Origin of the sequence: Stenotrophomonas maltophilia, from assembly GCF_047782825.1 — a bacterium.
In the GTDB taxonomy this organism is placed as follows: domain Bacteria; phylum Pseudomonadota; class Gammaproteobacteria; order Xanthomonadales; family Xanthomonadaceae; genus Stenotrophomonas.
Window position 1 is genome coordinate 2,114,239 of sequence record NZ_CP180589.1, and the last position, 25,719, is coordinate 2,139,957.

Here is a 25,719-nt window from a genome sequence, read left to right on the forward strand (position 1 = left end):
CGTGGCATCCGGCTCATTCACCAGTGTCAATCTTTCCCAGCTGCCGCCCCCGGCAGTCATCGAAGTCCTGGACTTCGAAACCCTGTTCGATGAATCGTTGACCGCCCTGCAGGCGCTCGACCCGACCTTCGACGCCCTGCTGCCTTCCGACCCGGCGTTCAAGATCCTGGAGGTCTGCACCTACCTGCGCCTGCTCGACCGCCAGCGCATCAACGACGCCGCACGTGGCGTGATGCTGGCCTATGCAGTGGGCAGCGACCTGGACCAGCTGGCCGCGATCTTCGGCGTGGCCCGCCAGGTACTGGATGCGGGCAAGCCGCAGGAAGGCATCGCACCCACCTACGAAAGCGATGAGGACTTCCGCCGCCGCATCCAGCTGGGCCCGGAGGGGTTCAGCGTGGCGGGGCCGGAAGGTGCCTACGTCTTCCACGCGCTCAGTGCAGATCCACGCGTGCTCGACGCCAGCGCCACCAGCGCGACGCCAGGCGAAGTCGTGGTATCAGTACTGTCGCGCGAAGCCGATGGTGCCGCCAGCCACGCGCTGCTGGACATCGTTGAAGCGAAACTGAGCGCAGACGATGTGCGGCCGCTCACCGACCATGTGCTGGTGCGCTCGGCCACCATCGTCGACTACCGCGTCGAGGCTACGCTGCACACCTTCGCCGGCCCCGATTCGCAGGTGGTGCTGGCCGAGGCACGCGCCCGCCTGGACCGCTACATCGCCGAATCGCATCGCCTGGGTCGCGACGTGACCCGTTCCGGTCTGTTCGCCGCGTTGCACGCCGTGGGCGTACAGCGCGTGGAGCTGACCATGCCGGTAGATGATGTAGTGGTGGACCGTACCCAGGCCACGCACTGCACCGGCATCACTCTGGTTCACGGCGGCAACGATGAATGACGCCACCACGCGCCTGATCAACGCACGGCTGGGCGGTGTGGTCGATGGCCGCAATCGTGTCTTCCGCCACCCGGGTGGCGCCCTGGCCACGCTGCAGGCGGTGTATCGCACCGATGCGCTGGGCAGGCAGCGGATCCAGGACGGCGCCATCAGCGGCGGCACGATCACCTTGGCGAGCGCCCCGGCACCGGGCGTGATCATCGAGGGTGACGCGCAGATCGTGGTACCGCGCGCCGCCAACCTGATGCCGCCCAATGCCACCCACGCCGAACGCAGCCTGGCGCGCGCCATCATCGCGCGACCGCTGCCGGTGGATATCACCGCGCTGTGGGATGCCGACCGCTGCCCGGCACCGCTGCTGCCGTGGCTGGCCTGGGCGCTGTCGGTGGACGAATGGAAGGCGTACTGGCCCGAAGCGGTGAAGCGCGCGCGCGTACGTACGGCCATCGCCATCCAGCGCCGCAAGGGAACCGCCGGCAGCGTCCGCGATGTGGTCGCAGCGTTCGGTGGGTCGGTCCTGATCCGCGAATGGTGGCAACTGCAACCCAAGGGGCCACCGCACACGTTCGAAGCCGTGATGACCATCGCCAACCAGGGCGGGCAAGCCGCCACCGCCATGTTCGTCGACGACGTCATCGGTGAGATCAGCCGGACCAAGCCGGTGCGATCGCACTTCACCTTCACCCAGGGCATGCAGGCCGACGCCACCGTCGGCGCACTTGCAGGCGCCCACGCCACGGCCTTCCGCCGCATCCAACTGATCGGAGAGTAAACCCCGCATGCGCTTGAAAATCACCGACGCCGGCTTCGCCAAGCTGGTCAACACACCCAACACGGGCACCAATGCCGTCCTGGTCACCCAGATCGGCCTGACCTCGACGGCCTTCACGCCCTCGGCCGGCTTGACCGCCCTGCCCGGCGAGATCAAGCGCGTGGCCACCTTCGGCGGCCAGGCCGTGGGTGACGACACGGTGCACGTGACCATCCGCGACGACAGTGCCACCGCGTACTCGCTGCGCGGCTTTGGCCTGTACCTGGCCGATGGCACGCTGTTCGCCAGCTATGGCCAGCCCGATCCGATCATGGAGAAGACCGCTGCCTCGATGCTGTTGCTCGCCACGGATACGCGGTTCACCGATATCGACACCGCGCTCATCCAGTTCGGCGATGCCGGTTTCATCTATCCGCCGGCCACCACCGAGGTCGTGGGCGTGGTCGAGCTGGCCACCAATACCGAAGCCGAGGATGGCGCCGACACGCAGCGCGCACTGACGCCGCGCGGCATGCGTGCATACACCGACAAGCGCTTTGGCGCCGCCGCACCGACCGCACTGGCCAGAACCCTGCTTTCGGCGGGCAGCACTGCGGCTGCGCGCACCGCACTGGAACTGAAGAGCGCAGCGCTGAAGGACACCGGCCATGGCAACGGCCTGGACGCCGACACCCTGGATGGCAAGCACGCCTCCGAGTTCGCCTTGGCCGGCGACTTCGCCACGGTGGGCCACAAGCATGTGATCACCGATGTGACCGGGCTGCAGGGGGCCCTGGACGGCAAGGCGTCGAAGGCAGGCAACACGTTCACCGACCAGCAGTTCATCGCGGGCAGCTCGCCTCTGGTCGGATTCGGCAGCGCCGGCGCCGAACAGTCGTTCATCGGCGGCTGGGCGAACACCGGGCTGTGGCGCGTGTGGAGTGCTGACCGCGGTGCCAGCAGCGAGCTCACCATCAAGCACGGTGATGGCCCACGCTGGAATGGATCGGCGATTTGGCATGCGGGGAACTTCGCGCCGGATTCGAAGATCAACCTCACTGGCGGCACGTTCACCGGTGCCGTCAGCATCAAGAGCAACTCGCTGCGGCTCTCCGGCTGGGGCAACGTCGCGACCGACGGTGTCATGTACTTCGGCTCGGGCGACAGCTACCTGTTCAAGAGTGGTTCGTCGTTCTCGCTCAAGAACGTGGAAGGTGGGTATACCGCCACGATCAGCTCCGGTGGCAACGTCTGGACGAGTGGGAACTTTGATCCGAACGCAAAGCTCAACGCAGCTGGCGGCGACATGACCGGTCCGTTGAGAATGAGGGGTAACGCCGCCGGGCGCATCGCGCTCTACGACGACAATCTGGATGTCGCAAACATCGAGCTTGGTGCAGGCCTGAACACTGGCAACGACCGCAACGGCTTCCTGGTCAACAGGAACGCAAAGGGTTCACTGGCGCTATTGGCAGGCAATGGAACGTCGAAACTGACCGTAGACGGTGGCGTTGGCTACGTCACCATTGCATCTCCGCCCGTGGGAACCGGGCTGTGGAACTCACAAGCGGTTCTTCATTGTGTCATCCCGCATGGCGGGAACATGGATGGAATGAAGACAACCCTGATACGCACGGTCAATGGCGCAAACGGTTGGTCGTCTGCCCGCTGGAGACTGGCGCGCGAAGTCGATTCCACGACACAGGGCTTCATCGATTTCCATGGCGACATATCGGATGACAACCGCGTGTTCACTTTCGGAGGCTATGGGCAGTCGTTCTGGCTTGCCAAATCTGGCGTGGTCGAAGCACCTGCGGGCTTCAACCGACCATCCTCGCGAAAACTGAAATGCGATCGTCCGTTGACGCCCCTTTCCTATGGCCTGGCGGAAATCGAGAAGATCGAAACCTACTTCGGCCATTACAACAGTGACTTCGTGAATGACGACCGGCGTCGCATGTTCATGATTGCTGAGCAGTTGTCGGAAGTTGTGCCGGAAGCCGTCTTTGAAGGCGCAATTGATTATCGCGGCGAGAAAGTTCCTTCAATCCAGGAATCTCAGCTAATTCCGGTCCTGGTCCGCGCGATTCAGGAGCTGGCGAAGGAAGTAAGGGTACTGAAGGGAGCTCGCTGACATGGCATCTGGCTACGCGTTGACCGGTATTGATCTGGACGATCTCTTTGACCCCTATATCGAAGGTCCTACATCCTCGGACTCGGGCTTCCTGCTCACTGGCTCCGACCTGAGCCGCCGCTACGCCCACATCCAGTACGGCAGCAAGCGGCCGGACGTGGGCTACCGCGTCGGCGGCATGGATGTGTCCAACCTCTGGGCAGCCAAGGGGACGGCCAGCTATCGGCTGCCGTTCCACGGCAAGGCCTATTCCGCACACGCGGGCGCCAAGACCAACTCCACGGGCAACGTGACAGCAACAGTCAGCTTCGCCATGAACTCGGACGGTACGTACAGCGCCTATTCCTCGGTCGCGGGCGGCGGAAACGGCGGCAGCTCCCAGGTTGCTTCCGGACGTTGGCTTCCGGCAGGCGCGAACGCGGGCGATTACGAAGTGCAGATCACCGCGCCCACACCTGAGAAGGCCTCCTTCAGCACCAGCGCGCCCTCGTTCGTTTCGCTGTCCACCTCGCGGTCGGCTTCCGTGTCCATCAGCGTGCCGGCCAGGTCGGCACGCTCCGACGAAGACTACGTAAGCGTGTCCGTTGCGCTGCGTCGGGCAGGCGGCGCCGCCCAGGTTTCGTCGTTCGGCGCGATCGTCAGCGCAACTGGCTGGGTCTGATCCCCCTGGGCCACGGCTGCAATTATCGCCGCGGCCCGCTTCTCCGAACATATCCCCGTCGCCTGCATCTGCGGCACACCACCACACCGAGGAAAAACCCCGAATGTCCGATTTTCTCCATGGCGTACAGGTCGTCAACATCGACACCGGTGCCCGTTCGATTGCCATCGCGTCCAGCAGCGTGATCGGCATTGTCGGCACCGCGCCGCTGGCTGACGCCCAAGCGTTCCCCATCAACACCCCCGTCCTGGTGACCTCGCCGTCGCAGGCCGCCAAGCTGTCGGCGAAGGCCGGTACCGAAGCGGGCACCCTGCCCGGCGCGCTCGATTCGATCTTCGACCAGGCCAGCGCAGTCGCTGTCGTCATCCGCGTCGAGGAAGGCGCCAACGAAAGCGCCACCCTGGCCAACGTGATCGGCGGCGTGGACGCGCAGACCGGCGGCTACAAGGGCGTGCATGCCCTGCTGGCGGCCAAGTCCATTGTCGGCGTGAAGCCGCGCATCCTGGTCGCACCGGGCTTCACCCACCAGCACCCGACCGATCCGGCCAGCCCGGACACCGTGCTCGCCAACCCGGTCGTGGCCGAGCTGCTCGGCATCGCCGACAAGCTGCGCGCGATCATCGTCAAAGACGGCCCGAACAGCAACGACGACGCCGCCAAGACCAGCACCGCACTGACCGGCTCCAAGCGCGTCTACGTGGTCGACCCGGCACTGCTGGTGCAGTCCGGTGACACCATCGTCACCCGCTACGCCTCCGGTGCCGTGGCCGGCGCCATCGCCCGCAGCGACAACGAACGCGGCTGGTGGGCTTCGCCGTCCAACCTGGAGCTCAACGGCATCGTCGGTACCGCACGTGCCATCGACTTCGGCCTGTCCGATGCGACCAGCCGCGCCAACCTGCTGAACCAGGCCAACGTGGCGACCGTGGTGCGCGAAGGCGGCTTCCGCCTGTGGGGCAACCGCACCACCAGCACCGATGCCAAATGGCAGTTCCTGTGCGTGGTGCGCACCGCCGACATCATCGCCGACAGCCTGGAAGCCGCCCACCTGTGGGCCGTCGACCGCGGCATCAGCAAGACCTACGTCGATGACGTGCGCGAAGGTGTCAATGCCTTCCTGCGCGGGCTGAAGACCCAGGGCGCGATCCTGGGTGGCAACTGCTGGATCGACCCCGAACTGAACGCGGCCGACAGCGTGGCACAGGGCCGCTTCTATTGGGACTTCGACTTCACCCCGACCTACCCGGGTGAGCAGCTGACCTTCCGCATGCACATGAACAACAACTACGTCTCGGAGATCTTCTAAGCATGGCGCGCAAGATTCGCAAGAACTTCAACTTCTACGTCGATGGCAAGGGCTATGCCGGCAGCGTGATGTCCTTCACCGCCCCCAAGCTGTCGCTTAAGACCGAGGACTTCCAGGCCGGCGGCATGCTGGCCCCCACCGAGATCGTGCTGGGCCATGAAAAGCTGACCGCCGATGTCGAGTTCGCCTCGGACGACGCGGAGATCATGAGCAAGTTCCACGTGATCGAAAGCAAGGAATACGGCTTCACCGCCCGCGAAGCGCTGGAAGGCGACGACGGCGAAGTGACCCAGGTCGTGCACAACATGCGCGGCAAGGTGAAGCTGCTGGACCGCGGCGAAACCAAGGTTGGCGAGAAGGGCACGATCAAGGTCAGTTTGGCGCTGAGCTACTACAAGCTGACCCATGGCACCCAGGTCGTGCAGGAAATCGACGTGGTCAACATGATCGCCCGCCAGGGCGGTGTGGATGCACTGGCCGGCATCCGCGGCGCGCTGGGCATCTGAACCCGCCGCCGTAACGAAGTACACCGGGGGCGCGCTGCGCCCCCGGCTTTCCGCATCACCCTCGAACCAGGAACGCATCCATGTCCAGCAAGACCAAGACCGCCGCCGGCACCGTCATCGAACGCGACGGCTACGCCGAAATCACCCTCACCCGCCCGCGCCAGGTCAACGGCATGGAAACCGCCGTGCTGCGCATGCGCGAACCGACCGTGGAAGACATGGAGCGCTACCAGGACGACAAGGGCAGCGACGCCCAGCGCGAGGTGCGGATGATCGCCAACCTGTGCGAGATCGCACCGGACGACGTGCGCAAGATGCCGCTGCGCGATTACGCCCGCCTGCAGGCCGGCGTCGCGCTTTTTACCACCTGACCCTGCCGCAGATCAGGCAGGGAACGCTTGCCCTGGCCGGTCATACCGGCTGGGGCCTGCGCGAGATCATGACGCTGCGGGTGTCGAAGTTCATCTGGTGGATTCAGGGGTTGCCGGTAAATGGCCAATAACGTTCAAACGACAACGATCACGATCGGCGGCGAAGTGTCCAAGTCACTGAAGGACGCCTTCTCCTTCGCCAACGACGGCATCAAGCGCCTCGGCACCGAGGTGACCCTGCTGGACCGCAGGCTCGCCCGCATGAGTACGACCAGCAAGGAGTACGCCCGCATGCGTACCCAGGTCGATGCTCTGCGTGCTTCGCAGGTGGCGCTGGAGAGCATCGAAGCAAAGCGCGCCGCCAATCTGGAGAAGCGCGGCACGCTCGGTTCGGCCTTCGGCGAGGCGCGCGGCGCGCTCGGCAGCGCCGTCACCGCACTGGCCAAGCCGGTCGAGAACGCCTCCGGCTTCGCTCGCCAGAACCAGCAGATCGGCGTGGCGGCCAACCTCAGCCGTGCCCAGGTCAGCGCGCTCGGCCAGGCGATCCTGGAGCAGTCGCGCGCGACCAACCAGGGCGCCGACACGCTGCAGCGCTCGATCAAGCTGATGATCGATGCCGGCATGGATGCGCAGTCGGCCCAGGCCAGCCTGGGCGCCGTCGGGCGAACCACCACGGTCACCGGCGCCAGCATTGATGATGTGGCCCACGCCGCCGCCGCCCTGCAGCAGTCGTTCGATATCGATCCGTCGCGCATGCAGAACGCGCTGGACGTGCTGGTGATCAACAGCCGGCAGGGCGGTCTGGGCCTGAAGGACATGGCCGCCGTGCTGCCCACCCTGGGCTCCTCGTTCGAAGCGATGAAACTGCAGGGCACCTCGGCGGCAGCCACCCTGGGCGCGGCTCTGCAGGCCACCCTGGATTCGGCCGGCGGTGCCGACAAGGCCGCCAGCAACATGAAGAACTTCATGTCGGCCGTGCTGTCGCCGGAGCTGCAGAACAAGGCGAAGAAGAGCCTCAACCTGGATCTGCGCAAGATCATCGGTGACGCGCAGACGAACGGAGGCAATCCCTTCGATGCCGCCATGCAGGGAATCATCCAGGCCACCGCAGGCGACCAGAAGAAGATCGGCACACTGTTCGGCGATGCCCAAGCGAAGAACTTCGTCCAGCCGATGATCGAGAACTGGGATACGTACATCCGCATCCGCGACCAGGCACTGAACGGGTCGGCGGGCACCACCGATGCGGCCTATGCCAACGCCATGCAGACCGATCCGGAAAAGATCGAAGGCGCGAAGATCGCCGTGGACAACCTGTCCAAGGCCTTCGGTGCGGCGCTGCTTCCGGCTGTCGGCGAAGCAGCGCTGAAGCTGACCGATCTGCTGAACGGGGTGACCTCGTTCGTGCAGGAAAACCCGAAGCTGATCGCCAACACCACCCAGATCGTGGTGGGCATGCTGGGCATGCGCACGGCGGTGCTCGGCGCGCGCTACGCGTGGACCTTCCTCCAGGGCCCGATCCTGGCCGCGCAGAAGGCCTTCGAGCTGTTCCGTGGCGGCAGCCTGCTGGCACAGATGGGGCGCTTCGGGCCGATGGCCATGCGCCTGGCCTCGGGCTTCCGTGTGGTCGCCACTGCCGTGGCCGCCATCGGCGGTGGTCCGATCACGATCGCCATTGCGGCGATCACGGCCGGCGCCATCCTGGTGCGCAAGTACTGGGAGCCGATCAAGGCCTTCCTTGGCGGTGTCTGGGATGGGCTCAGCACTGCCGGCAGCGCAGCGATGGGGGAGCTGATGCGTGCCGTCGAACCACTGCGCCCCGCGTGGGAAGTGATGAGCGGACTGATCAGCCAGGCCTGGGATTGGCTGTCCAAGCTGATGGAACCTGCGCAGTACACCGGCAACGAGCTGTCACGCGTGGCCGAGATCGGCGCGGTGGTCGGCGAGGCCCTGCTGTTCAACTTCCGCATGGTCATCGAGGTCATCGGTGGCGTGGTGCAGTCGGTGGTCTGGCTGGGTGAACTGCTAGGCACCGTGGCCGGCTTCATCACCGAATCGCTGGGCGCGGCCTGGGACTTCGTCAGCGAGAAGGCGACCGCAGCCTTCGATGTCATCCTGGCAAAGCTCAAGCCGGTTCTGGAAGGCGTGGGCTGGGTCATGGACAAGCTCGGCTTCGGCGGGGGTGAGGGCCCGGCCCTCGGTGCCGCCGTCGGCGCCGGTGCAGCGGGAGCCAGCTCGGCAGCAGGTGCCATCGCAGGCGTGGCCGCGGTGGGCGGAGATGCCGCCGGCAGGCGCCCGGTCGAACTCGGTGGCGCCCAGGGCCGCGCAGCCCCTGCCCTGCCTTCGCCATCGATTCGCGTGGTGCCCAACGTGCAGCAGCAACAGACCAACAACATCACCATCCACCAGCAGCCAGGGGAATCCGGCGATGCCCTCGCACGCCGCACCGCCGACGAGCTGCAGCGCCGCAACGCCGTTGCCGCCCGCAGTGGCCTCGCAGACAGGAACTGATCATGAAGCGCGAGTTCGTAACCGGGACAGTAGACAAGCTGCTGTCGCAGTTCAAAACCAACGATTCCGGCAACGCGCCGGTGCTGTTGATGCTGGGTGGCTTCAAGTTCAGCCTCAACACCGCGGTGTTCCAGACGCTGCAGCAGAGCAACGAGTATGGCTGGGCTGCACAGGACCGCATCGGGCAGATGGATGCCCTGCAGTACACCGGCCCAGGCAAGACCACCCTGACCCTGCCTGGCGTCATCCACTACCCGTTCCGTGGTACCGGCAACGAGCTCTCGCAGCTGCGCAGCATGGCCGCGCAGGGCGAGCCACAGCGGCTGCTGACCGGCAAGGGCGGAAACCTGGGGCTGTGGGTCATCGAGAAGATCGACACCACCGCCTCCGGATTCACGGCCGACGCCGAGGTCCAGCGGCACGAATTCACCCTCTCCCTGCGGAAGCACAGTGATGGCACGAACGTATAACACCCGCGACGGCGACGTCGTCGACCGTATCGCCTATGCGCACTACGGCGAACAATCACCGGCCATCCTGCGTGCCGTGTTCGACGCCAACCCGGGCTTGGCCGCCCGTGGCCCGGTGCTGGGCGCAGGCGTGGCGATCACCCTGCCCGACGTGCAGCGCCCGGCCAGCGAACGCAAGGGGGTGGCCCTGTGGGATTGAACATCGCACCGAGCTTCAAGGTGGTGGCCAACAACGAGGACATCACCGACAAGATCACATCGCGCCTGAAGTCCCTGCGCATCACCGACGAGACCGGCATCAGTTCGGACATGCTGGAACTGCACCTGGCCGACCACGATCCGTCCGATCCGATCCAGCTGCCGCCGCTGGGCGCCGAGCTGGAAGCCTTCATCGGCTACGACGGCCAGGTGCGGCGCATGGGTCTGTACATCTGCGATGAAGTGCAGATTTCCGGTTACCCGGGCAGCATGATGCTGCGCGCGCGTGCGGCACCGTTCGAAGCCAGCAAAGGCGGCAAGAGCGATCTGCAGACCCAGAAGACCCGCACCTGGAAGAAGGGCACGACCCTGGGCGGCATGGTGGAGCGCATGGCTGCTGAGCACGGCCTGGCGGCTGCGGTAAGCGAAGCGCTGGCCAGCATCGTGCTGCCGCTCACCGTGCAGTCGCAGGAGTCGGACATGAACCTGCTGCTGCGCCTGGCCAAGCAGTACGACGCCATCGCCAAGCCCGGTGGCGGGCGCCTGCTGATGGTCAAGCGCGGCGAATCGACCACCGCCGGCGGCGAGCGCATTCCGGATGTCGTCCTCACTCCGGCCGATGGCAGCGCCTACCAGGTGAGCATTACTGCACGCGAAGACGCGGGCACCACCATCGCCTACTACCGCGATGTGCGTGGTGCCAAGCGCCAGGAGGTGAAGGTTGGCTCCGGCGAGCCCATCGTGCGCCTGCGCATGGCCTACGCCGACCGCGAAACCGCCGAAGCTGCGGCGCGCGCCCGACATCTGCAAAACGCGCGACAGAAGCGCACGCTGACCTACACGCTGCCCGGCCGCGAAACGCTGATGGCCGAGGCAACCGTCATCATGCAGGGCTTCCGCGAGGGCGTGGACGGGTCATGGCTGGTCAAGAGCGCCGAGCACAACCTGGGCAACGAGGGCTATGTGACCCGCATCGAGTGCGAGCAGCCCAACAGCGCCGAAGGCGTGCAGGCGGCCAGCAGCGCAGCCGTGGCCGAGGGCGAACAGGTGGGCAGCGAGGTGTAGGTCCACGCCATGCGTGCACGCGCGTGGCGCATCAACTGACGTACTGGGCCACGCCGTTGCCGAACGACCAGTTTTCCTTCTTCACTTCCACCAGGTTGATGAACACATCCTCGCGGCGGATGCCCACCGCCGCGTGCAGGCCATTGGCGATGCCCAGGTACAACGCCTTCTTCTGTTCCAGTGTGCGGCCTTCGTTCCAGGTGATCTGGATGCAGATGAAGTCGTCGGTGCGGTCCACGCCCAGATAGCCGGCGTCGTAGATGAGCGTGCCGGGCTCGTGTTCCTGGAAGATCTGGAAGCGATCGTTTTCCGGCACGCCTACCGCGCGCATGGCCTGGTAGATCACTTCACCGACCTGCTGGCGGTAATCAGCGGTTTTGCCTTTGCGAAGATCGATGCGGGCGAGCGGCATGGCGGAAACTCCAAGGGTGGCCGGGGGACACGACAATGGCCCGAGACTACGCCCACGAGGAATGCTGGGACAGCGCATGGATGGAACCCACTGCCTTCATCCATGGCACGTCGGGCATCGAGATCATCGCCATGCACCCGGCTGCACCGACAAGGCGGCGCAGCGCCAGACAACAAAAAAGCCCCCATCGCTGGAGGCTTTTTTCGTTCTGCAACATGGTGGGCGGTACAGGGATCGAACCTGTGACCCTTGCCGTGTGAAGGCAATGCTCTACCGCTGAGCTAACCGCCCGGTGTGTTGCTGAGCCGCTCATTATAGGGGCTTTTCAGAGGCCGTCAACACTTTTTCACATTGGTGTTCACGGGTGTTTTCGGGGCCTGCAGTCGAGCATGGCTCGACTCTACAGAACAGCGGTTCACGGGTGTATTGAGGGGACGGCGATCCGTGCCCCGTTACATCGTGTGGGTCGGCTTGTCCGAGCTGGTCAGGCCAGCCAGCAGGGTCTCGATCTTGTGGCGCACGGTCTCGCCCTCCTGGCCGTCGGCAAGCTGCACGCCGATGCCGGCCACGCGGTTGCCCTGTGCGCCGGCCGGTGTCACCCAGATCACCTTGCCGGCCACCGGCAGGCGTTCGCTGGATTCGGGCAGGGTCAGCAGCAGGAACACCTCGTCCCCCAGGAAATAGCGCTTGGGCGTGGGCACGAAGATGCCACCGTTCTTCACGAACGGCATGTAGGCGCTGTACAGCGCGGCTTTGTCCTTCACAGCCAGGGACAGGATGCCCTGGCGGGCGTTGCTGGCACTCATCGATTTCCCCTTGCGGCAGGCCGCTCGTTCACCTTGTTCCAGGCCAGCAGCAACTCGACCACCGCAAGGTCTGCACGCACCGTGGTGCGCAGCAGGTCGCGGGTGCGGTTGGCAGCGTCGAACCAGGCTGCAAGCTTGTGCAATCGGTCCGGCGCGGTCAAGGCGTCGGTGCTGGCCTGGGCCAGTGCCAGATCGGCGGCAAAGCGCAGGCGCAGGGCCGCGTTCTCATCGCCACACCACTTCTGCGCCAGCTCCACCGCGCCGGTCTTGCCGGCGGCCAGCTGCTCCAGCTCGCGGCCTACTTCACGGCGCAGGCTCAGGCCGTCTTCGCGCAGCCAGTTGTCGGCCTGGCCGGGGTGGCCGCGTGCAGCCTCCAGCGCTTCGCGCGCCGATGCTTCGCTGTGCCCCTGCTGCTGCAGCCAGGCCATCGCTTCATCGCGCGGCGGCAGCTTGAACTCCAGGCGCTGGCAGCGGCTGCGCACGGTCTGCGGCAGGCGTGCCGGGTCGCTGCTGATCAGCCACAGGTAACGCCCGGGCTGTGGCTCTTCCAGCGTCTTCAGCAGCGCGTTGGCGGCCGAACGGTTGATCGCATCGGCCGGGTCGACGATCACCACCTGGGCCACGCCGTACTGCGGGGTCAGCGCCAGCTTGTTGGTGATCTCGCGCACCTGCTCGATCACGATCTCGGTGCGCAGCTTGTCGCCACTCTTGTTCGGAATGAAGCTGACCAGCTGCAGGTCCGGGTGGGTGCCGGCGGCGATCAGCTGGCGGGTGCGCGTGGCATGCGCGGCATCGCCACGGGCCAGCACGTGGTCGGCCAGGGCCAGCGCAACCTCACGCTTGCCCAGCCCGGCCGGGCCGCAGATCAGCAGGCCATGGCCCAGGCGGTCGGCATCGAGTGCGGCCACGGTCTGGTCGAACGCGCGCTGCTGCCAGGGCGAGAAACCGCTCATGCGCCCTCCCCCGCCTGCAGCCAGCGCTCGACGCTGACCACCACGTCGGCGGCCACGCGTTGCTGCACCTGGCCGGCATCGATCAGCGCGAAGCGTTGCGGATCCTGCTGGGCGCGGCTGCGGAACACTTCGCGCACGCGCTGGAAGAAATCGTCCTGCTCGCTTTCGATGCGGTCCGGCCACAGATCGCGGCCATTGGCACGCGCGCGGCCCACGGCCACGTCCACATCCAGCAGCAGGGTCAGGCCCGGCAGCAGACCGACGGCGCGGCGCTCCAGGTCGGCGATCCACTGCGGGTCCAGGCCGCGGCCACCGCCCTGATAGGCATAGCTGGAATCGGTGAAGCGGTCGCTCAGCACATAGGCGCCGCGCTGCAGGGCCGGCTGGATGACCTGGCGCACGTGCTGGGCACGCGCGGCGAACACCAGCAGCAACTCGGCTTCGGCACTGAGCGGCTCGGCGGCGATTTCGTCGTCGGGCTTCAGCACCAGGCCGCGGATGCGCTCGGCCAGCGGCGTGCCGCCCGGCTCGCGGGTCAGCACCACCTCGTGGCCGTGGCTGCGCAGGCAATCGCGGATGGCGTTGATGGCCGTGGTCTTGCCCGCGCCCTCGCCGCCTTCCAGGCTGACGAAACGCGGGTGGCGAAGCAGCGCGGGACTCATTGCGCCGGGGTCTCCTTGGTGCGTTGCTGGCGCAGCTGCTGCAGGTAGCGGGCTACGGCGGCGTTGTGCTTGTCCAGGCTGGGCGAGAACACGTGCGCGCCGCTGCCATCGCCCACGGCGACGAAGTACAGCGCATCACCGGCGGCCGGCTGTGCGGCGGCCATCAGCGCATCGCGGCTGGGCATGGCGATCGGGGTCGGGGTCAGGCCCGCACGGGTATAGGTGTTGTAGGGCGTATCGGTGGTCAGGTCACGGCGGCGGATGTTGCCGTCGTAGGCCGCGCCGATACCGTAGATCACGGTCGGGTCGGTCTGCAGGCGCATGCCGATCTTCAGGCGGCGCATGAACACCCCGGCAATCTGCGGGCGCTCGCTGGCCAGGGCGGTTTCCTTTTCGATGATCGACGCCATCGTCAGGAGCTCGTACGGGCTGTTGATCGGCAGATCAGCCGCGCGGCGTTCCCAGGCCTCGTCCAGCGCCTTTTCCATCGCGGCATGGGCGCGCTTGAGCACGTCCATGTCACTGTCGCCGCGCTGGTAGACATAGGTCTCGGGCAGGAAGCGGCCTTCCGGGTGCTGGCCGCCGAAGCCCAGCCGCTGCATCAGCGCGGCATCATTCAGGGTGTCGGTGGTGTGCAGCAGCGGCTCGGCGCGCTTGAGCGCGGCGCGCACCTGCCGGATGTTCCAGCCTTCCACGATCGTGACGCGGTGCTGCAGCACCTTGCCGGCGCGCATGCGCAGCAGCAGCTCGCGCGGGGTCAGGCTGCTGTCGAGGGCGTACTCGCCCACCTTCAGCTTGCCGGCAGCATCCAGCTGGCGGGCCAGCAGCTGCCACTGGGTGTCCTGGCCCTCGTCCACGCCGGCGTCGCGCAGCTTGCGCAGCACGCTGTTCAGGCCATCGCCGCTGGCGATGACCACGCTGTCGGCGGACGGGGTGATGTGGCGGTCTGCGAACTGGCTCTGCTGGTAGAAGAACCACGCGCCCGCGCCGGCCAGCACGGCGGCCAGCACCACCACCAGCGTTACCACGAACAGACACCCGCGCTTGGCTCCCGCCATGGACTACCTCTGAATGCGATTCCGCCGTGCAGGATACCGTGCTGGGTGGTGTGGGGTCATGACCGGGGTGGCGCCCGACCCCGCTTCGCTCGCCGGGCATGGCCCGGCGCTACCGACTCCGGGCGATCCCATGGCGATTCATCCACGCATGGTGTGGATCTACTACCGGCAGTGGAGCCACGCCATGCGTGGATGAACCGTCGGTAGCGCCGGGCCATGCCCGGCGGGGGCGATCGATTACCCCTGCTGGCCCAGCGCCCGCAGCAGGCCGCGGGCCTTGGCGCGGGTCTCGTCCAGTTCCTTGTCCGGGTCCGAGTCGACCACGATGCCGGCACCGGTGCGGAAGCTCACCTCGTGCCCGTCCACTTCGGCGGTGCGGATGAGGATGTTCAGGTCCAGGTCGCCATCGCGGTTCAGCCAGCCGAATGCGCCGGTATAGGCACCGCGCGGCACCTGTTCAAGTTCGCTGATGATCTGCATGCAGCGCACCTTGGGGCAGCCGGTGATGGTGCCACCCGGGAAGGTCGCGGCGATCACCTCGCCCGGGGTCACTTCGGGGCGCAGGTGGCCGCTGACGTTGCTGACGATGTGGTGCACGTGCGCGTAGCTTTCCACCGTCATCAACTCATCGACCACCACGGTGCCGGGCAGGCAGATTCGGCCCAGATCGTTGCGCTCCAGGTCGATCAGCATCACGTGTTCGGCGCGTTCCTTGGGGTGGCCCACCAGCTCCTGGATGCGCGCGGCGTCATCATCGCCGTCGAAGCGCGGGCGGGTGCCGGCAATCGGCCGGGTCTGCGCATGGCCGGCATGCACCGAGACCAGGCGTTCGGGCGATGAACTGACCACGTGGCGGCCGTGCGCGGTGAAAAGCCCGGCGAACGGTGCCGGGTTGGCACGGCGCAGCTGCGCGTACAGCGCCTGCGGGCTGACCGGCGCAGCGAACTGCGCGCTCCAGCGCCGCGACAGGTTCACCTGGAACACATCGCCGGCGCGCAGGTAGTCGATCACCCGGCGCACGCCGTCGGTGAAGCGCTGCGGCGCGTCCTCGCCCACCGACTGCGGCGGCTGCCAGCCCTGCCCCGCTTCGGGCAGCGCGGCCGTGGCCTGTGCCAGCAGCGCATCCAGCAGGGCCTGTTCGCCCGCCTCGGCGATGACGAAGCTGGCGTCGCTCTCGTGGTCGTGCAGCAGCGCGGCCGGGCAGCGCAGGGCCAGTGCGGTCGGGCGGCCGTCGTCGCGCGCACGCGCCGGCAGCACCGTTTCGATCTGGCTGGCCACTTCGTAGTCCAGCATCAGCGCCCAGCCGCCACGGAACGGCAGGCTGTGGCTGCCATCGTGCGGCAGGCGCGCGGCCTGCCAGGCGCGGTCCAGCACCTGCAGGAAGCTGCCCGGCTGCACGGCGTCGTGCTGGTCGCGCACCTGGCCGTCGGCGTCCAGCCGCAGGCAATCGCCCTGTGCGGCCAGCAGCAGGCTCCAACGGCCCTGGGCGGTGCCCGAGGCGGTGGATTCCATCAGCAGCGGGAAACGCGCCGGGTCGTGCTGCTGCAGGGCCAGCAGGTCGATCGGGTGCGGCAGCGGGTGGATCAGCGGGGCGTGGGTCATGGCGGCCAGGTCGGGGTTCAGATGCGCGGAAGCCGCCTTGCGGCGGCTTCTTCGCATGTAGAGTCGAGCCATGCTCGACTGGGTTGCACGTTCAGTCGAGCATGGCTCGACTCTACACAACGGCGGAGTCGAGCATGGCTCGACTCCACAGCCTCGGTCAGACGCGCTTGAAGATCAGCGTGCCATTGGTGCCGCCAAAGCCGAAGCCATTGGACATCACCACGTCCACCTTGGCCTGGCGTGCTTCGTTGGGCACGTAATCCAGGTCACAGCCTTCGCTCGGCTGTTCCAGGTTGATGGTCGGCGGAATGATGTTGTCCTGCAGCGCCATCACCGAGAAGATCGCTTCCACGCCGCCGGCGGCGCCCAGCAGGTGGCCGGTCATCGACTTGGTGGAGCTGACCATCATCTTGTAGGCGTGGTCGCCGAAGGCGGTCTTCATGGCCATGGTTTCGCCCAGGTCGCCCAGCGGCGTGGAGGTGCCGTGCGCGTTGAGGTAACCGACCTGTTCCGGGGTCACGCCGGCATCGCGCATGGCCATGGCCATGCAGCGGGCAGCGCCTTCGCCGTTCTCGCTCGGCGCGGTCATGTGGTACGCGTCGGAGCTGGCGCCGAAGCCGGCCAGTTCGCAGTAGATCTTCGCGCCGCGGGCCTTGGCGTGCTCGTACTCTTCCAGGATCAGGATGCCGGCGCCGTCACCCAGCACGAAGCCGTCACGGTCCTTGTCCCACGGGCGCGAGGCCTGTTCCGGGGCGTCGTTGCGGGTGCTCATGGCCTTCATCGCGCAGAAGCCGCCCAGGGCGGTCGGCGAGGAGCCACGCTCGGCACCACCGACCACCATCACGTCCGCATCGCCGTACTGGATCATGCGCATGGCGGTGCCGATCGAATGGTTCGAGGTGGCGCAGGCCGACACCGCCGAGAACGACGGGCCCTTCAGGCCGGTGATGATGCTCAGCTGGCCCGGCAGCATGTTGATGATGGTCTTGGGCACGTAGAAGGGCGAGATCTTCCTGCCCTCGTGGAACTCGATGGTCTGCTCTTCAATGCCCAGCAGGCCGCCGATGCCGGCGCCGACGATGGCGCCGATGCGCTCGGCATTGGCTTCGGTGATTTCCAGGCCCGAATCATTCAGGGCCATGAAGGAGGCACCGAGGCCGTAATGGATGAACGGGTCCATCTTCTTGGCATCCTTGCCGCTGACCCGGAACTTGCCGAACTGTTCGTTGTCGGCGGTGATGTCGAATCCTTTGACCTCACCTGCAATCTTGGTGGTGAACCGATCCAGGTAGGCATCAGAAACGTTGGTCAGCGGACCGATGCCCGAACGACCATGGGTGATGCCTTCCCAGCTGCTGGCCAGATCATTGCCCAACGGCGAGACGATACCCAGGCCGGTTACGACGACGCGACGCTTCATTGCTGATTCTCCTGGCCCGGATGGTTTCAACGGGCAACTCGGTTTGCTTCGGTGTGATGCTCAAACACACGGGGCCGCAACTGCGGCCCCATGGGGTGCGGTGCGCGGCGAGCGGAACCCGCACGCGCACTGCCGTCTGACATCAGGCCTTGACGTGGGCCTTGATGTAGTCGATGGCGGCCTGCACGGTGCTGATCTTCTCGGCTTCTTCGTCCGGGATCTCGCACTCGAATTCTTCTTCCAGGGCCATCACCAGCTCAACGGTGTCCAGCGAGTCAGCGCCCAGGTCATCGACGAACGATGCGCTGTTGGTGACTTCTTCTTCCTTGACGCCAAGCTGTTCGACGACGATTTTCTTGACGCGTTCTTCGATGGTGCTCATGGGGTATCGCTCCAGATGGAGTAGTGGTTCAAAAGTGATCGCCATCGGATGGCGATGGCCGTGGGATAGTGTAGTGGAAACCGGCGCAGCCTTGCATGGGTGCAAAAAACGTCGCAGATCAACCACTTGCGGCGCAATCCCTGCGCCCCTTGCTTACGGCATGTACATGCCGCCGTTCACATGGAGGGTTTCGCCGGTGATGTAGCCGGCCGCCGGGCTGGCCAGGAAGGCCACCGCATGGGCGATGTCCTCCGGCGAACCCAGGCGTTCGAGGGCGATATCGTTGATCAGGGCGGTGCGGGCTTCTTCCGGCAGCGCCTTGGTCATGTCGGTATCGATGAAGCCGGGGGCGACGACATTGACGGTGACGCCGCGCGAGCCGATTTCCTTGGCCAGCGACTTGCTGAAACCGATGATGCCGGCCTTGGCAGCGGCGTAGTTGGCCTGGCCGGCATTGCCGGTCACGCCCACCACCGATGCGATGTTGATGATGCGGCCCTTGCGCGCCTTCATCATGCCGCGCATGACGGCCTTGCTGGTGCGGAACACGCTGGTCAGGTTGGTGTCGATGATCGACGCCCAATCGTCTTCCTTCATGCGCATCAGCAGGTTGTCGCGGGTGATGCCGGCGTTGTTGACCAGGATCGAGATCGCGCCGAATTCCTTGGCGATGCCGTCCAGCACGCTGTCCAGCGCGGCGGCGTCGGTGACGTTCAGCGCACGGCCGTGGCCACCGTGGGCGGCCAGGCGTTCGCCGATCGCGGCAGCGCCGGAGTCGGTGGTGGCGGTGCCGATGACGGTGGCGCCCTGGGCGGCCAGCAGATCGGCGATGGCGGCACCAATGCCACGGCTGGCGCCAGTGACCAGTGCGATTTCACCCTGCAGGGGCTTGCTCATGATGTTGTCCTCAGACGTGGGCAGCGACCGCGCCCGTGCCGCTTGCAGCGGCCACCGGCACGGTCGGCAGGAACAGGGGGATCAGGCCGACCACGCCTCGCGGGCGCCTTCGAAGTCGCCCGGGGTGGCCAGGGAACGGCCGTCGATGGCCTTGTCGATGCGCTTGACCAGGCCGGTGAGCACCTTGCCCGGACCGCACTCGGCGATCTGGGTGATGCCACGGGCGGCCAGGGCCTGCACGCAACCGGTCCACTGCACCGGCTGGTACAGCTGCTGCACCAGCGCGGTACGGATGGCGTCGACGCCGTCGTGCACCTTGGCATCGACGTTCTGCACCACCGGCAGCTGCGGCACCTGCCAGGACAGGCCGGCCATCACTTCGGCCAGACGGTTGGCGGCTTCGCGCATCAGCGGGGTGTGCGAGGGGACGCTGACGGCCAGCTTCACCGCCTTGCGCACGCCCTTCTCGGCCAGCAGCGCCAGCGCGCGGTCGACCGCGTCGGCATCGCCGCCGATAACGATCTGGCCCGGCGAGTTGAAGTTGGCCGGCACCACCACCTGGCTGCCTGCGGCTTCAGCGCAGACGTCCAGCACCAGCTGGTCCTCGGCGCCAAGCACGGCGGCCATGGCGCCGACGCCGGCCGGAGCAGCCTCCTGCATCAGCTGGCCGCGCAGGCGCACCAGGTGCGCACCGTCGTGCAGGCTGAGCGCACCGGCGGCGACCAGGGCGGTGTACTCGCCCAGGCTGTGGCCAGCCAGCACCGACGGGCGCGGACCGCCGACGGCGTTCCAGGCGCGCCACGCGCCGATGCTCGCTGCCAGCAGGGCCGGCTGGGTGTATTCGGTACGGTTGAGCATTTCCTCCGGGCCACCCTGGGACAGCGCCCACAGGTCGACGCCGGCACCATCGGATGCTTCGGTGAAGGCTTCACGCACCTGCGGGTGCAGCTCGGCCAGCTCGGCCAGCATGCCCACGGACTGCGAGCCCTGACCGGGGAAGACAAAAGCGAGGGTGGATACGGTCACGCGGTCATCCGCTTGTTGCAATCGAAGCGGGCCATGATAAGGGCGAATCCCCCGTGTCGTCTGTACGTGCGCGTATGCAGGGCGTATGGACCCAGGACGGGGTCGGATCCCTTTTCCACCGGAAAAGGGCTCTGACCCCTGCCCCGCGAACGGGTCCGGTAGCGCCGGGCCATGCCCGGCGGATGCGATCAGCAGAACAGCTGCAGGATGTCGAGCTCGCCATCGGCGAACCAGTCCACGCACAGCCCCACCACCATGATCAGGCCCAGCGTGGTGGCGCCATGGGTGATGAAGATCGATTGCGCCAGCGCGCGCGCCGAGCGGCCCAGCTTCATGCAGACACGGGCCAGGCCCTGCAGCCGGCCACTGACCGAATGCACGTGCGCGCGTACCGGCGCCTGCACGCCATCCATGGCCTCGGCCATCATCGCCTGCAGGTGCTGCGGGCGGTCGGCGTAATACTTGGCCACGCCGTAGCCGAACATCAGCCAGTCGCGCGCCTGCGCCTCGGCCAGGTCCATCACTTCCAGCGGGTCTTCCTCGAAATCGATGAAGCCCACGTTCTGGCCGTCCCAGGTGAGGTTGCGCGGCACCGGCTGGCCGAAATACGCGCCACGGCCGTGGGCCTCGGCGAGGGCCTTCATCGCGGCCGCCACCAGCCGGTCACGACCGGCATCATCGGCTTCGCGCAGGCAGGTATTGAAGGAACCACCGTTGTCGCCGATCACCAGCGCGGCATGGCCGCTGCCGATCACTTCGGGCACGTTCACACCCTGCGCATGCAGCTCGCCCAGGCGACGGGCTTCGGTCTCGCGCGCTGCATCACCACCACGGTGCGGCGGCGGGCGCAGCGCATCAAGCTGGAAGCGGCGGGCGATGAAATTGAGCAGGCCCAGGGCGAATGCTCGGCTTCCTTTGCCGTACTGCTTCAGCCAGGCGCGCTGCCCTTCAATGACGATGGGCTCAACCATGACGGATCTCCTGAAACGCGTTACGGCCCCAGAGGGGCCGTAACGACAGACTTCACGTTGTCGTAACTACGCTATCAATAGCGCAGCAGAGCCGAACCCCACGTGAAGCCGCCACCGAAGGCTTCCAGCAGCAGCAGCTGGCCGCGCTCGACCTTGCCCGAACGCACCGCGGCGTCCAGCGCCAGCGGCACCGAGCCGGACGAGGTGTTGCCATGCTTGTCCACGGTGACCACCACCTGGTCCATCGACATGTCCAGGCGCTTGGCGGTGGCTTCGATGATGCGCAGGTTAGCCTGGTGCGGGATCAGCCAATCCAGGTCGGACTTGCCCAGGCCATTGGCCTCCAGGGTTTCGTCCACGACCGAGTCCAGCGCCTTGACGGCGTACTTGAACACGTCGTTGCCCTTCATGTTGATGGTGCCGCCGCCGTTGCCGCTGCCATCCTTGAAACCGACCGACACGCCTACCGGGTTCCACAGCAGCTCTTTCTTGCTGCCATCGGAATGCAGGTGGGTGCTGAGGATGCCGGTCTCTTCGTCGGCCTTGAGCACGACCGCGCCGGCACCGTCGCCGAACAGCACGCAGGTGGTGCGGTCTTCCCAGTCGACGATGCGGGTGAGGGTTTCGGCGCCGATGACCAGCACGTAGCGGGCATCACCGGAACGGATGAACTTGTCGGCCACGCTGAGCGCGAACACGAAGCCCGAGCAGGCCGCGTTGACGTCGAAGGCGGGGCAGCCCGACGCACCGAGCTTGGCCTGGATCAGGCATGCGGTGGACGGGAAAATAAGGTCAGGGGTGGTCGTACCGACCACGATCATGTCGAGCTGGGAAGCGTCGATACCGGCCGCTTCAAGCGCACGCAACGCGGCCTGGTAGCCGAGGTCACTGGTGGTCTCGCCTTCGGCCGCGATGTGCCGTTCACGAATACCGGTGCGCGTCTGGATCCACTCGTCCGAGGTTTCGACCATTTTTTCCAGGTCGGCGTTGGTCAGGACTTTTTCCGGCAAATAGCTACCGGTGCCCGCGATCCTCGAGTAGATCCGCTTGCTCATCATGTTTCCTGTTGCGCAGGCTGCCGATCACCGGCATGCCCGGGAAGAAGGCAAAGGCCGCTGCCCGGGGGCAGCGGCCTTCCCGGCACATCAATCTTCTTCGACGGCCGAGGTCTTGGTCTGGATGACCTTCTTGCCGCGGTAGAAACCGTCGGCAGTGATGTGGTGACGCAGGTGCACTTCGCCGGTGGTCGGGTCGGTCGACAGCTGCTTGGCGCTCAGGGCGTCATGCGCACGGCGCATACCGCGGCGGGACGGGGTAACACGGGATTTCTGGACAGCCATGGGATTGCTCCAAACTCGGTTCGATTTGCTTCGTCGTATCGTCGCGCAGGGCGTCAGCGCCCAGCACACTTTTCGCTTTCGCCGCAGCCGCCGACGACACCCGGCTGCTATTGTTTCTTCAGTGCCGCCAACGCCGCGAACGGGTTGGCCTGCTTCGATTCTTCTTCGCTCGGCGCCCAGTCCTGGTCGACCGCTTCACCGTCGGGCGACAGCGGTACCACCGGCACTGCCAGCACCAGCTCGTCCTCGACCAGGTCCAACGGACGTAGCTGGCCATCTTCCGGCACCAGCAACGCCTCGTATTCCTCCGGCAGGGACGATTCCTCGTCCTCGTCGCGGATCAGGCCAAGCCTCTGGGTCATCTTCACCGGCAACAGGAATCGCTGCATGCTGCGCTGACAGGTCAGCGGCAACGCGGTATCGATGGTCAGTTCCACATAGGATACCCGCAAGACGTCGTCGCGACCGAATTCAAGCGAGTAATTGCACTCACCGTCGGTATCGGCGACCAAGCCCTGCAGGCGGGTCAATTCAGCCAAGGGTACCTGGCCGTCGAAGCGCCTTCGCGCTACAACCATCCGCCAGGCATCCAGCGTTTCGGGCACGTTCGCGGACATAAGCCGCTGAATACTAAGGATCGGGACCGCCGCTGTCAAATACCCGCCATACAGGGGCTTGCCGGAGGCGTCCGCACAGGGCCAGACTGCCGCGCCCTGCCCCGGAATTGTCGCATGCCCGCCCTGCTCCTGGCCTCCACGTCCCGCTACCGGCGCGAGCTGCTGCAGCGCCTGGGCCTGCCCTTCGACTGCGCACGCCCGGATGTGGACGAGACCCCGCAGCCAGGCGAGGCGCCCCTGCCGCTCGCCATGCGGCTGGCGGCGGCCAAGGCCGCCGAAGTGGCCGCGCGGCACCCCGGTACCTGGGTGATCGGCTCGGACCAGGTGGCGGACCTGAACGGCCAGCCGCTGGGCAAGCCCGGCACGGTCGAGGCCGCCTGCGCGCAGCTGGCGGCAATGTCCGGACAGACCGTGCGCTTCCACACGGCGATCAGTCTCACCTGCGGCGGAGAATCATTCAGCGCCATTGACCTGACCGAAGTGCGCTTCCGCGCGCTGCAGGCGCAGGAGATCGCCCGCTATGTGGCCATCGAGCAGCCGCTGGACTGCGCCGGCAGCTTCAAGTGCGAGGGCCTTGGCATCAGCCTGTTCGAGGCCATCGACAACAACGACCCGACCGCACTGATCGGCCTGCCGTTGATCGCACTGTGCGGGCTGCTGCGCCAGGCCGGCTTCGCCGTGCCGTAAGGCACCGGCTTTGTAGAGTCGAGCCATGCTCGACTGCATCGAACATCCAGCCGAGCGTGGGCTCGGCTCTACAAGGGGCGAAGTCGAGCGTGGGCTCGGCTCTACAAGGGGCGAAGTCGAGCATGGCTCGGCTCTACAAGGGGCGAAGTCGAGCATGGCTCGACTCTACAAGGGATTACCGCTCCACCTCGAACGGCTGCTCCTGCCAGTCTTCCACGCTGCCATCGCGGCCATGCAGGCGCAGGCCCAGCCAGTGCCGGCCGGGTGACAGCGTGCGCGTATCGACGCTGGCATCAAAACCGGCGTGCGGGTGCTGCGGGTCATTGGACATCGGCCACAGCGGGCGGATATCCAGTTCGCGGCCGTACTGCGCGTCGCCCACCGGCCGCCCGTCCACCCGCACCTCAACGCGCGCCAGGCCGACACCATCCTTGAACGCCCAGCCCTTCACCGCAAGCACGCCGGACACCTGTTCGCCGTTGCCTGGCGAATCCAGATAGGCCACCGCCGGCGTCACGCACGGCCCCTGCGTGCGCTGCGCAGGCAGGCGGAACAACAGGAAACGCTGGAAACCATGGTCGTTGCTGACCACCCGTGGCGGCGGCAGGGGCCCGACCTGTTCGCAGATGGCGTGGTAGCGCGGCACCAGATCGCGGAAGCGCTGGTCGCTGGGCGAGAGCACCAGCAGCATCGGCCCCGCGCGCTCGCCTTCGTGGATCTGTTCCCACTGCGCCAGCTGCGCGGTGCGGCCATGCTTGTCGTTGAGCGGATGCGGCAGCACCTGGATATCCGCATCTCCCAGCTGGAAGCCCAGCTCGGCACCCACCTTGAAATTGCCGGCCAGCACCTGCGTGCCCTTCGGCATCTGCTGCAGTTCCTCGCGCACCGCAGCTGCCAGCGGCTGCCAGCCAGCAAAATTGCGCGGGTAGTACTTGTCACCGGCCAACTGCTCGCGCAGCGACGGCGTGGACGCCATCAGGTAATAGCCAAATGCAAGCGTCATGCCCGCGCCCGCCAGCCACCAGCCGGTACGGCGCAGCCAGCGCGGCCAGCCATTGAGCACGACCGGCACCGCCACCAGCAGCGCCAGGTAGCCCGGCAGCGGCCAATGGAAACTGATGCGCTCGACATCGGTGAAGAAGCCCAGCAGGAAGATGCCCAGCGTCGACACGCCGCCCACCAGGCCGAAATAACGCCATTGCACGCGCGCACCGCCGCCACTGCGCGTTCCGGCCAGCGCCACCTTCCACATCGCGATGCACAGGATGGGGGTGACCAGCATCGGCTGGATCACCAGGAACCACAGCCCCTGCCATTCAAAGGACCACGGGTGGCGCTCGACCACCTGGAACTTCAGGCCGGCATCATGGTTGTCCGCATTCCAGGCCAGCAACGGCAACCAGGCCAACACGCCCACCGCCAGCGCCACCCACACGCGCGGGTCTGCCAGCATGCGGCGCCCCTGCGGCAGCGCCAGCAGGGCGATGAAGCCCACACCGATCACCCCGATGAAGCGGTAATGGCTGAGCGCGCCAATCAGCAGGCCCAGGCCCAGCTTCACCGCGGAGGAAGCATCTACATTGCGCAGCAGGCGCGCGCCCGCATCCAGGCACAGCACCGCCGCCAGCGCCATCGGCACATCCGGTACAGCCAGCAGGCCCACGGTGGCCGACAAGGGCATCAGCAGGGTCAGGCTGCCCGCCTGCCAGCCGGCCACATTGCCGAACCAGCGCGTAGCAATGCGCACGACCAGCACCGGCAGCAACGCGCCAATGGCCAGGAATGGCAGGCGCAACGCCAGCACGTGCTGGCCGCCGATTTCCACGCCCAACCGCGCCAGCCAGGCCGTCAGCCCCGGCAGATCCGAGTACGCCGCAGCCAGGTGCTGGCCTTCCTGCCAGTAGAACGCTTCGTCCACGAACAACGGCAGGCGTGCGGCCACAAACAGCTTGGCCGCTGTGACGAGCGTCCATAACCAGAAAAATATCGTGCGTGCGCGCTGTTCGCCCTGCATT

27 protein-coding genes and 1 tRNA gene are annotated in these 25,719 nt (G+C 66.5%); 12 read left to right on the forward strand and 16 right to left on the reverse strand.

Features of this window, described 5'->3' with window-relative positions:
• Position 1: 1 nt before the first annotated feature.
• From ACM2ZB_RS09880 to ACM2ZB_RS09930, 11 genes are all read left to right on the forward strand, one after another.
• Positions 2–898 (forward strand): baseplate J/gp47 family protein, encoded by an 897-nt coding sequence (locus tag ACM2ZB_RS09880; RefSeq protein WP_416058360.1) that lies wholly within the window; start codon positions 2–4, stop codon positions 896–898.
• Positions 891–1,670, forward strand: coding sequence for a phage tail protein I (locus tag ACM2ZB_RS09885; protein WP_416058361.1), 780 nt, complete (start codon positions 891–893; stop codon positions 1,668–1,670). The genes ACM2ZB_RS09880 and ACM2ZB_RS09885 overlap by 8 nt, the downstream gene beginning before the upstream one ends.
• A 7-nt stretch (positions 1,671–1,677) precedes the next feature.
• Complete coding sequence (locus tag ACM2ZB_RS09890; RefSeq protein ID WP_416058362.1) at positions 1,678–3,783, forward strand: tail fiber domain-containing protein; 2,106 nt, start codon at positions 1,678–1,680, stop codon at positions 3,781–3,783.
• A gap of 1 nt (position 3,784) precedes the next feature.
• Complete coding sequence (locus ACM2ZB_RS09895) at positions 3,785–4,444, forward strand: hypothetical protein (RefSeq protein WP_416058363.1); 660 nt, start codon at positions 3,785–3,787, stop codon at positions 4,442–4,444.
• Positions 4,445–4,547: 103 nt separating this feature from the next.
• A complete protein-coding gene (locus tag ACM2ZB_RS09900; protein ID WP_416058364.1) occupies positions 4,548–5,750 on the forward strand; it encodes a phage tail sheath C-terminal domain-containing protein in 1,203 nt (400 codons plus the stop codon).
• 2 nt (positions 5,751–5,752) lie between these two features.
• The gene (locus ACM2ZB_RS09905) at positions 5,753–6,256 is read left to right on the forward strand and encodes a phage major tail tube protein (RefSeq protein WP_416058365.1); all 504 of its coding nucleotides are present in this window, start codon (positions 5,753–5,755) and stop codon (positions 6,254–6,256) included.
• A gap of 80 nt (positions 6,257–6,336) precedes the next feature.
• Positions 6,337–6,627 (forward strand): phage tail assembly protein, encoded by a 291-nt coding sequence (locus tag ACM2ZB_RS09910; RefSeq protein WP_313434989.1) that lies wholly within the window; start codon positions 6,337–6,339, stop codon positions 6,625–6,627.
• Between the two features lie 120 nt (positions 6,628–6,747).
• Positions 6,748–9,138, forward strand: coding sequence for a phage tail tape measure protein (locus ACM2ZB_RS09915; RefSeq protein WP_416058366.1), 2,391 nt, complete (start codon positions 6,748–6,750; stop codon positions 9,136–9,138).
• Positions 9,139–9,140: 2 nt separating this feature from the next.
• Positions 9,141–9,608: a phage tail protein gene (locus ACM2ZB_RS09920; RefSeq protein WP_313434986.1), complete on the forward strand. Its 468-nt coding sequence runs from the start codon at positions 9,141–9,143 to the stop codon at positions 9,606–9,608.
• A complete protein-coding gene (locus ACM2ZB_RS09925; protein WP_313434984.1) occupies positions 9,592–9,807 on the forward strand; it encodes a tail protein X in 216 nt (71 codons plus the stop codon). Before ACM2ZB_RS09920 ends, ACM2ZB_RS09925 begins: the two co-directional genes overlap by 17 nt.
• The gene (locus tag ACM2ZB_RS09930) at positions 9,798–10,871 is read left to right on the forward strand and encodes a phage late control D family protein (RefSeq protein ID WP_416058367.1); all 1,074 of its coding nucleotides are present in this window, start codon (positions 9,798–9,800) and stop codon (positions 10,869–10,871) included. Before ACM2ZB_RS09925 ends, ACM2ZB_RS09930 begins: the two co-directional genes overlap by 10 nt.
• Before the next feature lie 31 nt (positions 10,872–10,902).
• Here ACM2ZB_RS09930 and ACM2ZB_RS09935 read toward each other — a convergent pair whose 3' ends face one another.
• The 15 genes from ACM2ZB_RS09935 to ACM2ZB_RS10005 form a co-directional block, all read right to left on the reverse strand.
• Positions 10,903–11,283 (reverse strand): tautomerase family protein, encoded by a 381-nt coding sequence (locus ACM2ZB_RS09935; RefSeq protein ID WP_313434980.1) that lies wholly within the window; start codon positions 11,281–11,283, stop codon positions 10,903–10,905.
• Between the two features lie 216 nt (positions 11,284–11,499).
• A tRNA-Val gene (locus ACM2ZB_RS09940) sits at positions 11,500–11,574 on the reverse strand.
• Positions 11,575–11,735: 161 nt separating this feature from the next.
• The gene (locus ACM2ZB_RS09945; protein ID WP_313434978.1) at positions 11,736–12,089 is read right to left on the reverse strand and encodes a PilZ domain-containing protein; all 354 of its coding nucleotides are present in this window, start codon (positions 12,087–12,089) and stop codon (positions 11,736–11,738) included.
• Positions 12,086–13,042: a DNA polymerase III subunit delta' gene (locus ACM2ZB_RS09950; protein WP_416058368.1), complete on the reverse strand. Its 957-nt coding sequence runs from the start codon at positions 13,040–13,042 to the stop codon at positions 12,086–12,088. The genes ACM2ZB_RS09945 and ACM2ZB_RS09950 overlap by 4 nt, the downstream gene beginning before the upstream one ends.
• A complete protein-coding gene (gene tmk / locus ACM2ZB_RS09955) occupies positions 13,039–13,704 on the reverse strand; it encodes a dTMP kinase (protein ID WP_416058369.1) in 666 nt (221 codons plus the stop codon). Before tmk ends, ACM2ZB_RS09950 begins: the two co-directional genes overlap by 4 nt.
• Complete coding sequence (gene mltG, locus ACM2ZB_RS09960) at positions 13,701–14,762, reverse strand: endolytic transglycosylase MltG (protein WP_416058370.1); 1,062 nt, start codon at positions 14,760–14,762, stop codon at positions 13,701–13,703. The genes tmk and mltG overlap by 4 nt, the downstream gene beginning before the upstream one ends.
• Positions 14,763–14,999: 237 nt before the next feature.
• The gene (locus ACM2ZB_RS09965) at positions 15,000–16,364 is read right to left on the reverse strand and encodes an aminodeoxychorismate synthase component I (protein WP_416058539.1); all 1,365 of its coding nucleotides are present in this window, start codon (positions 16,362–16,364) and stop codon (positions 15,000–15,002) included.
• Between the two features lie 157 nt (positions 16,365–16,521).
• A complete protein-coding gene (gene fabF / locus ACM2ZB_RS09970) occupies positions 16,522–17,784 on the reverse strand; it encodes a beta-ketoacyl-ACP synthase II (RefSeq protein WP_416058371.1) in 1,263 nt (420 codons plus the stop codon).
• Between the two features lie 142 nt (positions 17,785–17,926).
• On the reverse strand, positions 17,927–18,166 hold the full coding sequence (gene acpP, locus ACM2ZB_RS09975; RefSeq protein WP_005415509.1) for an acyl carrier protein: 240 nt from the start codon (positions 18,164–18,166) through the stop codon (positions 17,927–17,929).
• Between the two features lie 153 nt (positions 18,167–18,319).
• Complete coding sequence (fabG, locus tag ACM2ZB_RS09980; protein WP_200751390.1) at positions 18,320–19,063, reverse strand: 3-oxoacyl-ACP reductase FabG; 744 nt, start codon at positions 19,061–19,063, stop codon at positions 18,320–18,322.
• An 81-nt stretch (positions 19,064–19,144) separates the two neighbouring features.
• Positions 19,145–20,089, reverse strand: a complete 945-nt coding sequence (gene fabD, locus ACM2ZB_RS09985; protein WP_416058372.1) for an ACP S-malonyltransferase — start codon at positions 20,087–20,089, stop codon at positions 19,145–19,147.
• Between the two features lie 188 nt (positions 20,090–20,277).
• The gene (locus tag ACM2ZB_RS09990; protein WP_416058373.1) at positions 20,278–21,060 is read right to left on the reverse strand and encodes a serine/threonine protein phosphatase; all 783 of its coding nucleotides are present in this window, start codon (positions 21,058–21,060) and stop codon (positions 20,278–20,280) included.
• Between the two features lie 74 nt (positions 21,061–21,134).
• Positions 21,135–22,115, reverse strand: a complete 981-nt coding sequence (locus tag ACM2ZB_RS09995) for a beta-ketoacyl-ACP synthase III (RefSeq protein ID WP_416058374.1) — start codon at positions 22,113–22,115, stop codon at positions 21,135–21,137.
• Positions 22,116–22,205: 90 nt separating this feature from the next.
• Positions 22,206–22,400 (reverse strand): 50S ribosomal protein L32, encoded by a 195-nt coding sequence (gene rpmF / locus ACM2ZB_RS10000; protein WP_004154640.1) that lies wholly within the window; start codon positions 22,398–22,400, stop codon positions 22,206–22,208.
• 107 nt (positions 22,401–22,507) lie between these two features.
• Positions 22,508–23,017 (reverse strand): YceD family protein, encoded by a 510-nt coding sequence (locus tag ACM2ZB_RS10005; RefSeq protein ID WP_416058375.1) that lies wholly within the window; start codon positions 23,015–23,017, stop codon positions 22,508–22,510.
• A gap of 114 nt (positions 23,018–23,131) precedes the next feature.
• Here ACM2ZB_RS10005 and ACM2ZB_RS10010 point away from each other — a divergent pair, with 114 nt between their 5' ends.
• A complete protein-coding gene (locus tag ACM2ZB_RS10010) occupies positions 23,132–23,704 on the forward strand; it encodes a Maf family protein (protein WP_416058376.1) in 573 nt (190 codons plus the stop codon).
• A 175-nt stretch (positions 23,705–23,879) separates the two neighbouring features.
• Here the strand turns inward: ACM2ZB_RS10010 and ACM2ZB_RS10015 are convergent, their stop codons facing one another.
• Positions 23,880–25,718, reverse strand: a complete 1,839-nt coding sequence (locus tag ACM2ZB_RS10015; RefSeq protein WP_416058377.1) for a glycosyltransferase family 39 protein — start codon at positions 25,716–25,718, stop codon at positions 23,880–23,882.
• Between the last annotated feature and the right edge of the window lies 1 nt (position 25,719).

Bases quoted from the DNA above. Each gene is read 5' to 3' on its own strand.
- ACM2ZB_RS09890 (WP_416058362.1), top strand. From the start codon at position 1,678: ATGCGCTTGAAAATCACCGACGCCGGCTTCGCCAAGCTGGTCAACACA.
- fabG (WP_200751390.1), bottom strand. From the start codon at position 19,063: ATGAGCAAGCCCCTGCAGGGTGAAATCGCACTGGTCACTGGCGCCAGC.
- tmk (WP_416058369.1), bottom strand. From the start codon at position 13,704: ATGAGTCCCGCGCTGCTTCGCCACCCGCGTTTCGTCAGCCTGGAAGGC.
- ACM2ZB_RS09920 (WP_313434986.1), top strand. From the start codon at position 9,141: ATGAAGCGCGAGTTCGTAACCGGGACAGTAGACAAGCTGCTGTCGCAG.
- fabF (WP_416058371.1), bottom strand. From the start codon at position 17,784: ATGAAGCGTCGCGTCGTCGTAACCGGCCTGGGTATCGTCTCGCCGTTG.
- ACM2ZB_RS09925 (WP_313434984.1), top strand. From the start codon at position 9,592: ATGGCACGAACGTATAACACCCGCGACGGCGACGTCGTCGACCGTATC.
- ACM2ZB_RS09895 (WP_416058363.1), top strand. From the start codon at position 3,785: ATGGCATCTGGCTACGCGTTGACCGGTATTGATCTGGACGATCTCTTT.
- ACM2ZB_RS09965 (WP_416058539.1), bottom strand. From the start codon at position 16,364: ATGACCCACGCCCCGCTGATCCACCCGCTGCCGCACCCGATCGACCTG.
- mltG (WP_416058370.1), bottom strand. From the start codon at position 14,762: ATGGCGGGAGCCAAGCGCGGGTGTCTGTTCGTGGTAACGCTGGTGGTG.
- ACM2ZB_RS10015 (WP_416058377.1), bottom strand. From the start codon at position 25,718: ATGCAGGGCGAACAGCGCGCACGCACGATATTTTTCTGGTTATGGACG.
- ACM2ZB_RS09935 (WP_313434980.1), bottom strand. From the start codon at position 11,283: ATGCCGCTCGCCCGCATCGATCTTCGCAAAGGCAAAACCGCTGATTAC.
- ACM2ZB_RS09950 (WP_416058368.1), bottom strand. From the start codon at position 13,042: ATGAGCGGTTTCTCGCCCTGGCAGCAGCGCGCGTTCGACCAGACCGTG.
- ACM2ZB_RS09885 (WP_416058361.1), top strand. From the start codon at position 891: ATGAATGACGCCACCACGCGCCTGATCAACGCACGGCTGGGCGGTGTG.
- ACM2ZB_RS09900 (WP_416058364.1), top strand. From the start codon at position 4,548: ATGTCCGATTTTCTCCATGGCGTACAGGTCGTCAACATCGACACCGGT.
- ACM2ZB_RS09910 (WP_313434989.1), top strand. From the start codon at position 6,337: ATGTCCAGCAAGACCAAGACCGCCGCCGGCACCGTCATCGAACGCGAC.
- acpP (WP_005415509.1), bottom strand. From the start codon at position 18,166: ATGAGCACCATCGAAGAACGCGTCAAGAAAATCGTCGTCGAACAGCTT.
- ACM2ZB_RS09945 (WP_313434978.1), bottom strand. From the start codon at position 12,089: ATGAGTGCCAGCAACGCCCGCCAGGGCATCCTGTCCCTGGCTGTGAAG.
- rpmF (WP_004154640.1), bottom strand. From the start codon at position 22,400: ATGGCTGTCCAGAAATCCCGTGTTACCCCGTCCCGCCGCGGTATGCGC.
- ACM2ZB_RS10010 (WP_416058376.1), top strand. From the start codon at position 23,132: ATGCCCGCCCTGCTCCTGGCCTCCACGTCCCGCTACCGGCGCGAGCTG.
- ACM2ZB_RS09990 (WP_416058373.1), bottom strand. From the start codon at position 21,060: ATGGTTGAGCCCATCGTCATTGAAGGGCAGCGCGCCTGGCTGAAGCAG.
- ACM2ZB_RS09905 (WP_416058365.1), top strand. From the start codon at position 5,753: ATGGCGCGCAAGATTCGCAAGAACTTCAACTTCTACGTCGATGGCAAG.
- ACM2ZB_RS09995 (WP_416058374.1), bottom strand. From the start codon at position 22,115: ATGAGCAAGCGGATCTACTCGAGGATCGCGGGCACCGGTAGCTATTTG.
- ACM2ZB_RS09915 (WP_416058366.1), top strand. From the start codon at position 6,748: ATGGCCAATAACGTTCAAACGACAACGATCACGATCGGCGGCGAAGTG.
- ACM2ZB_RS10005 (WP_416058375.1), bottom strand. From the start codon at position 23,017: ATGTCCGCGAACGTGCCCGAAACGCTGGATGCCTGGCGGATGGTTGTA.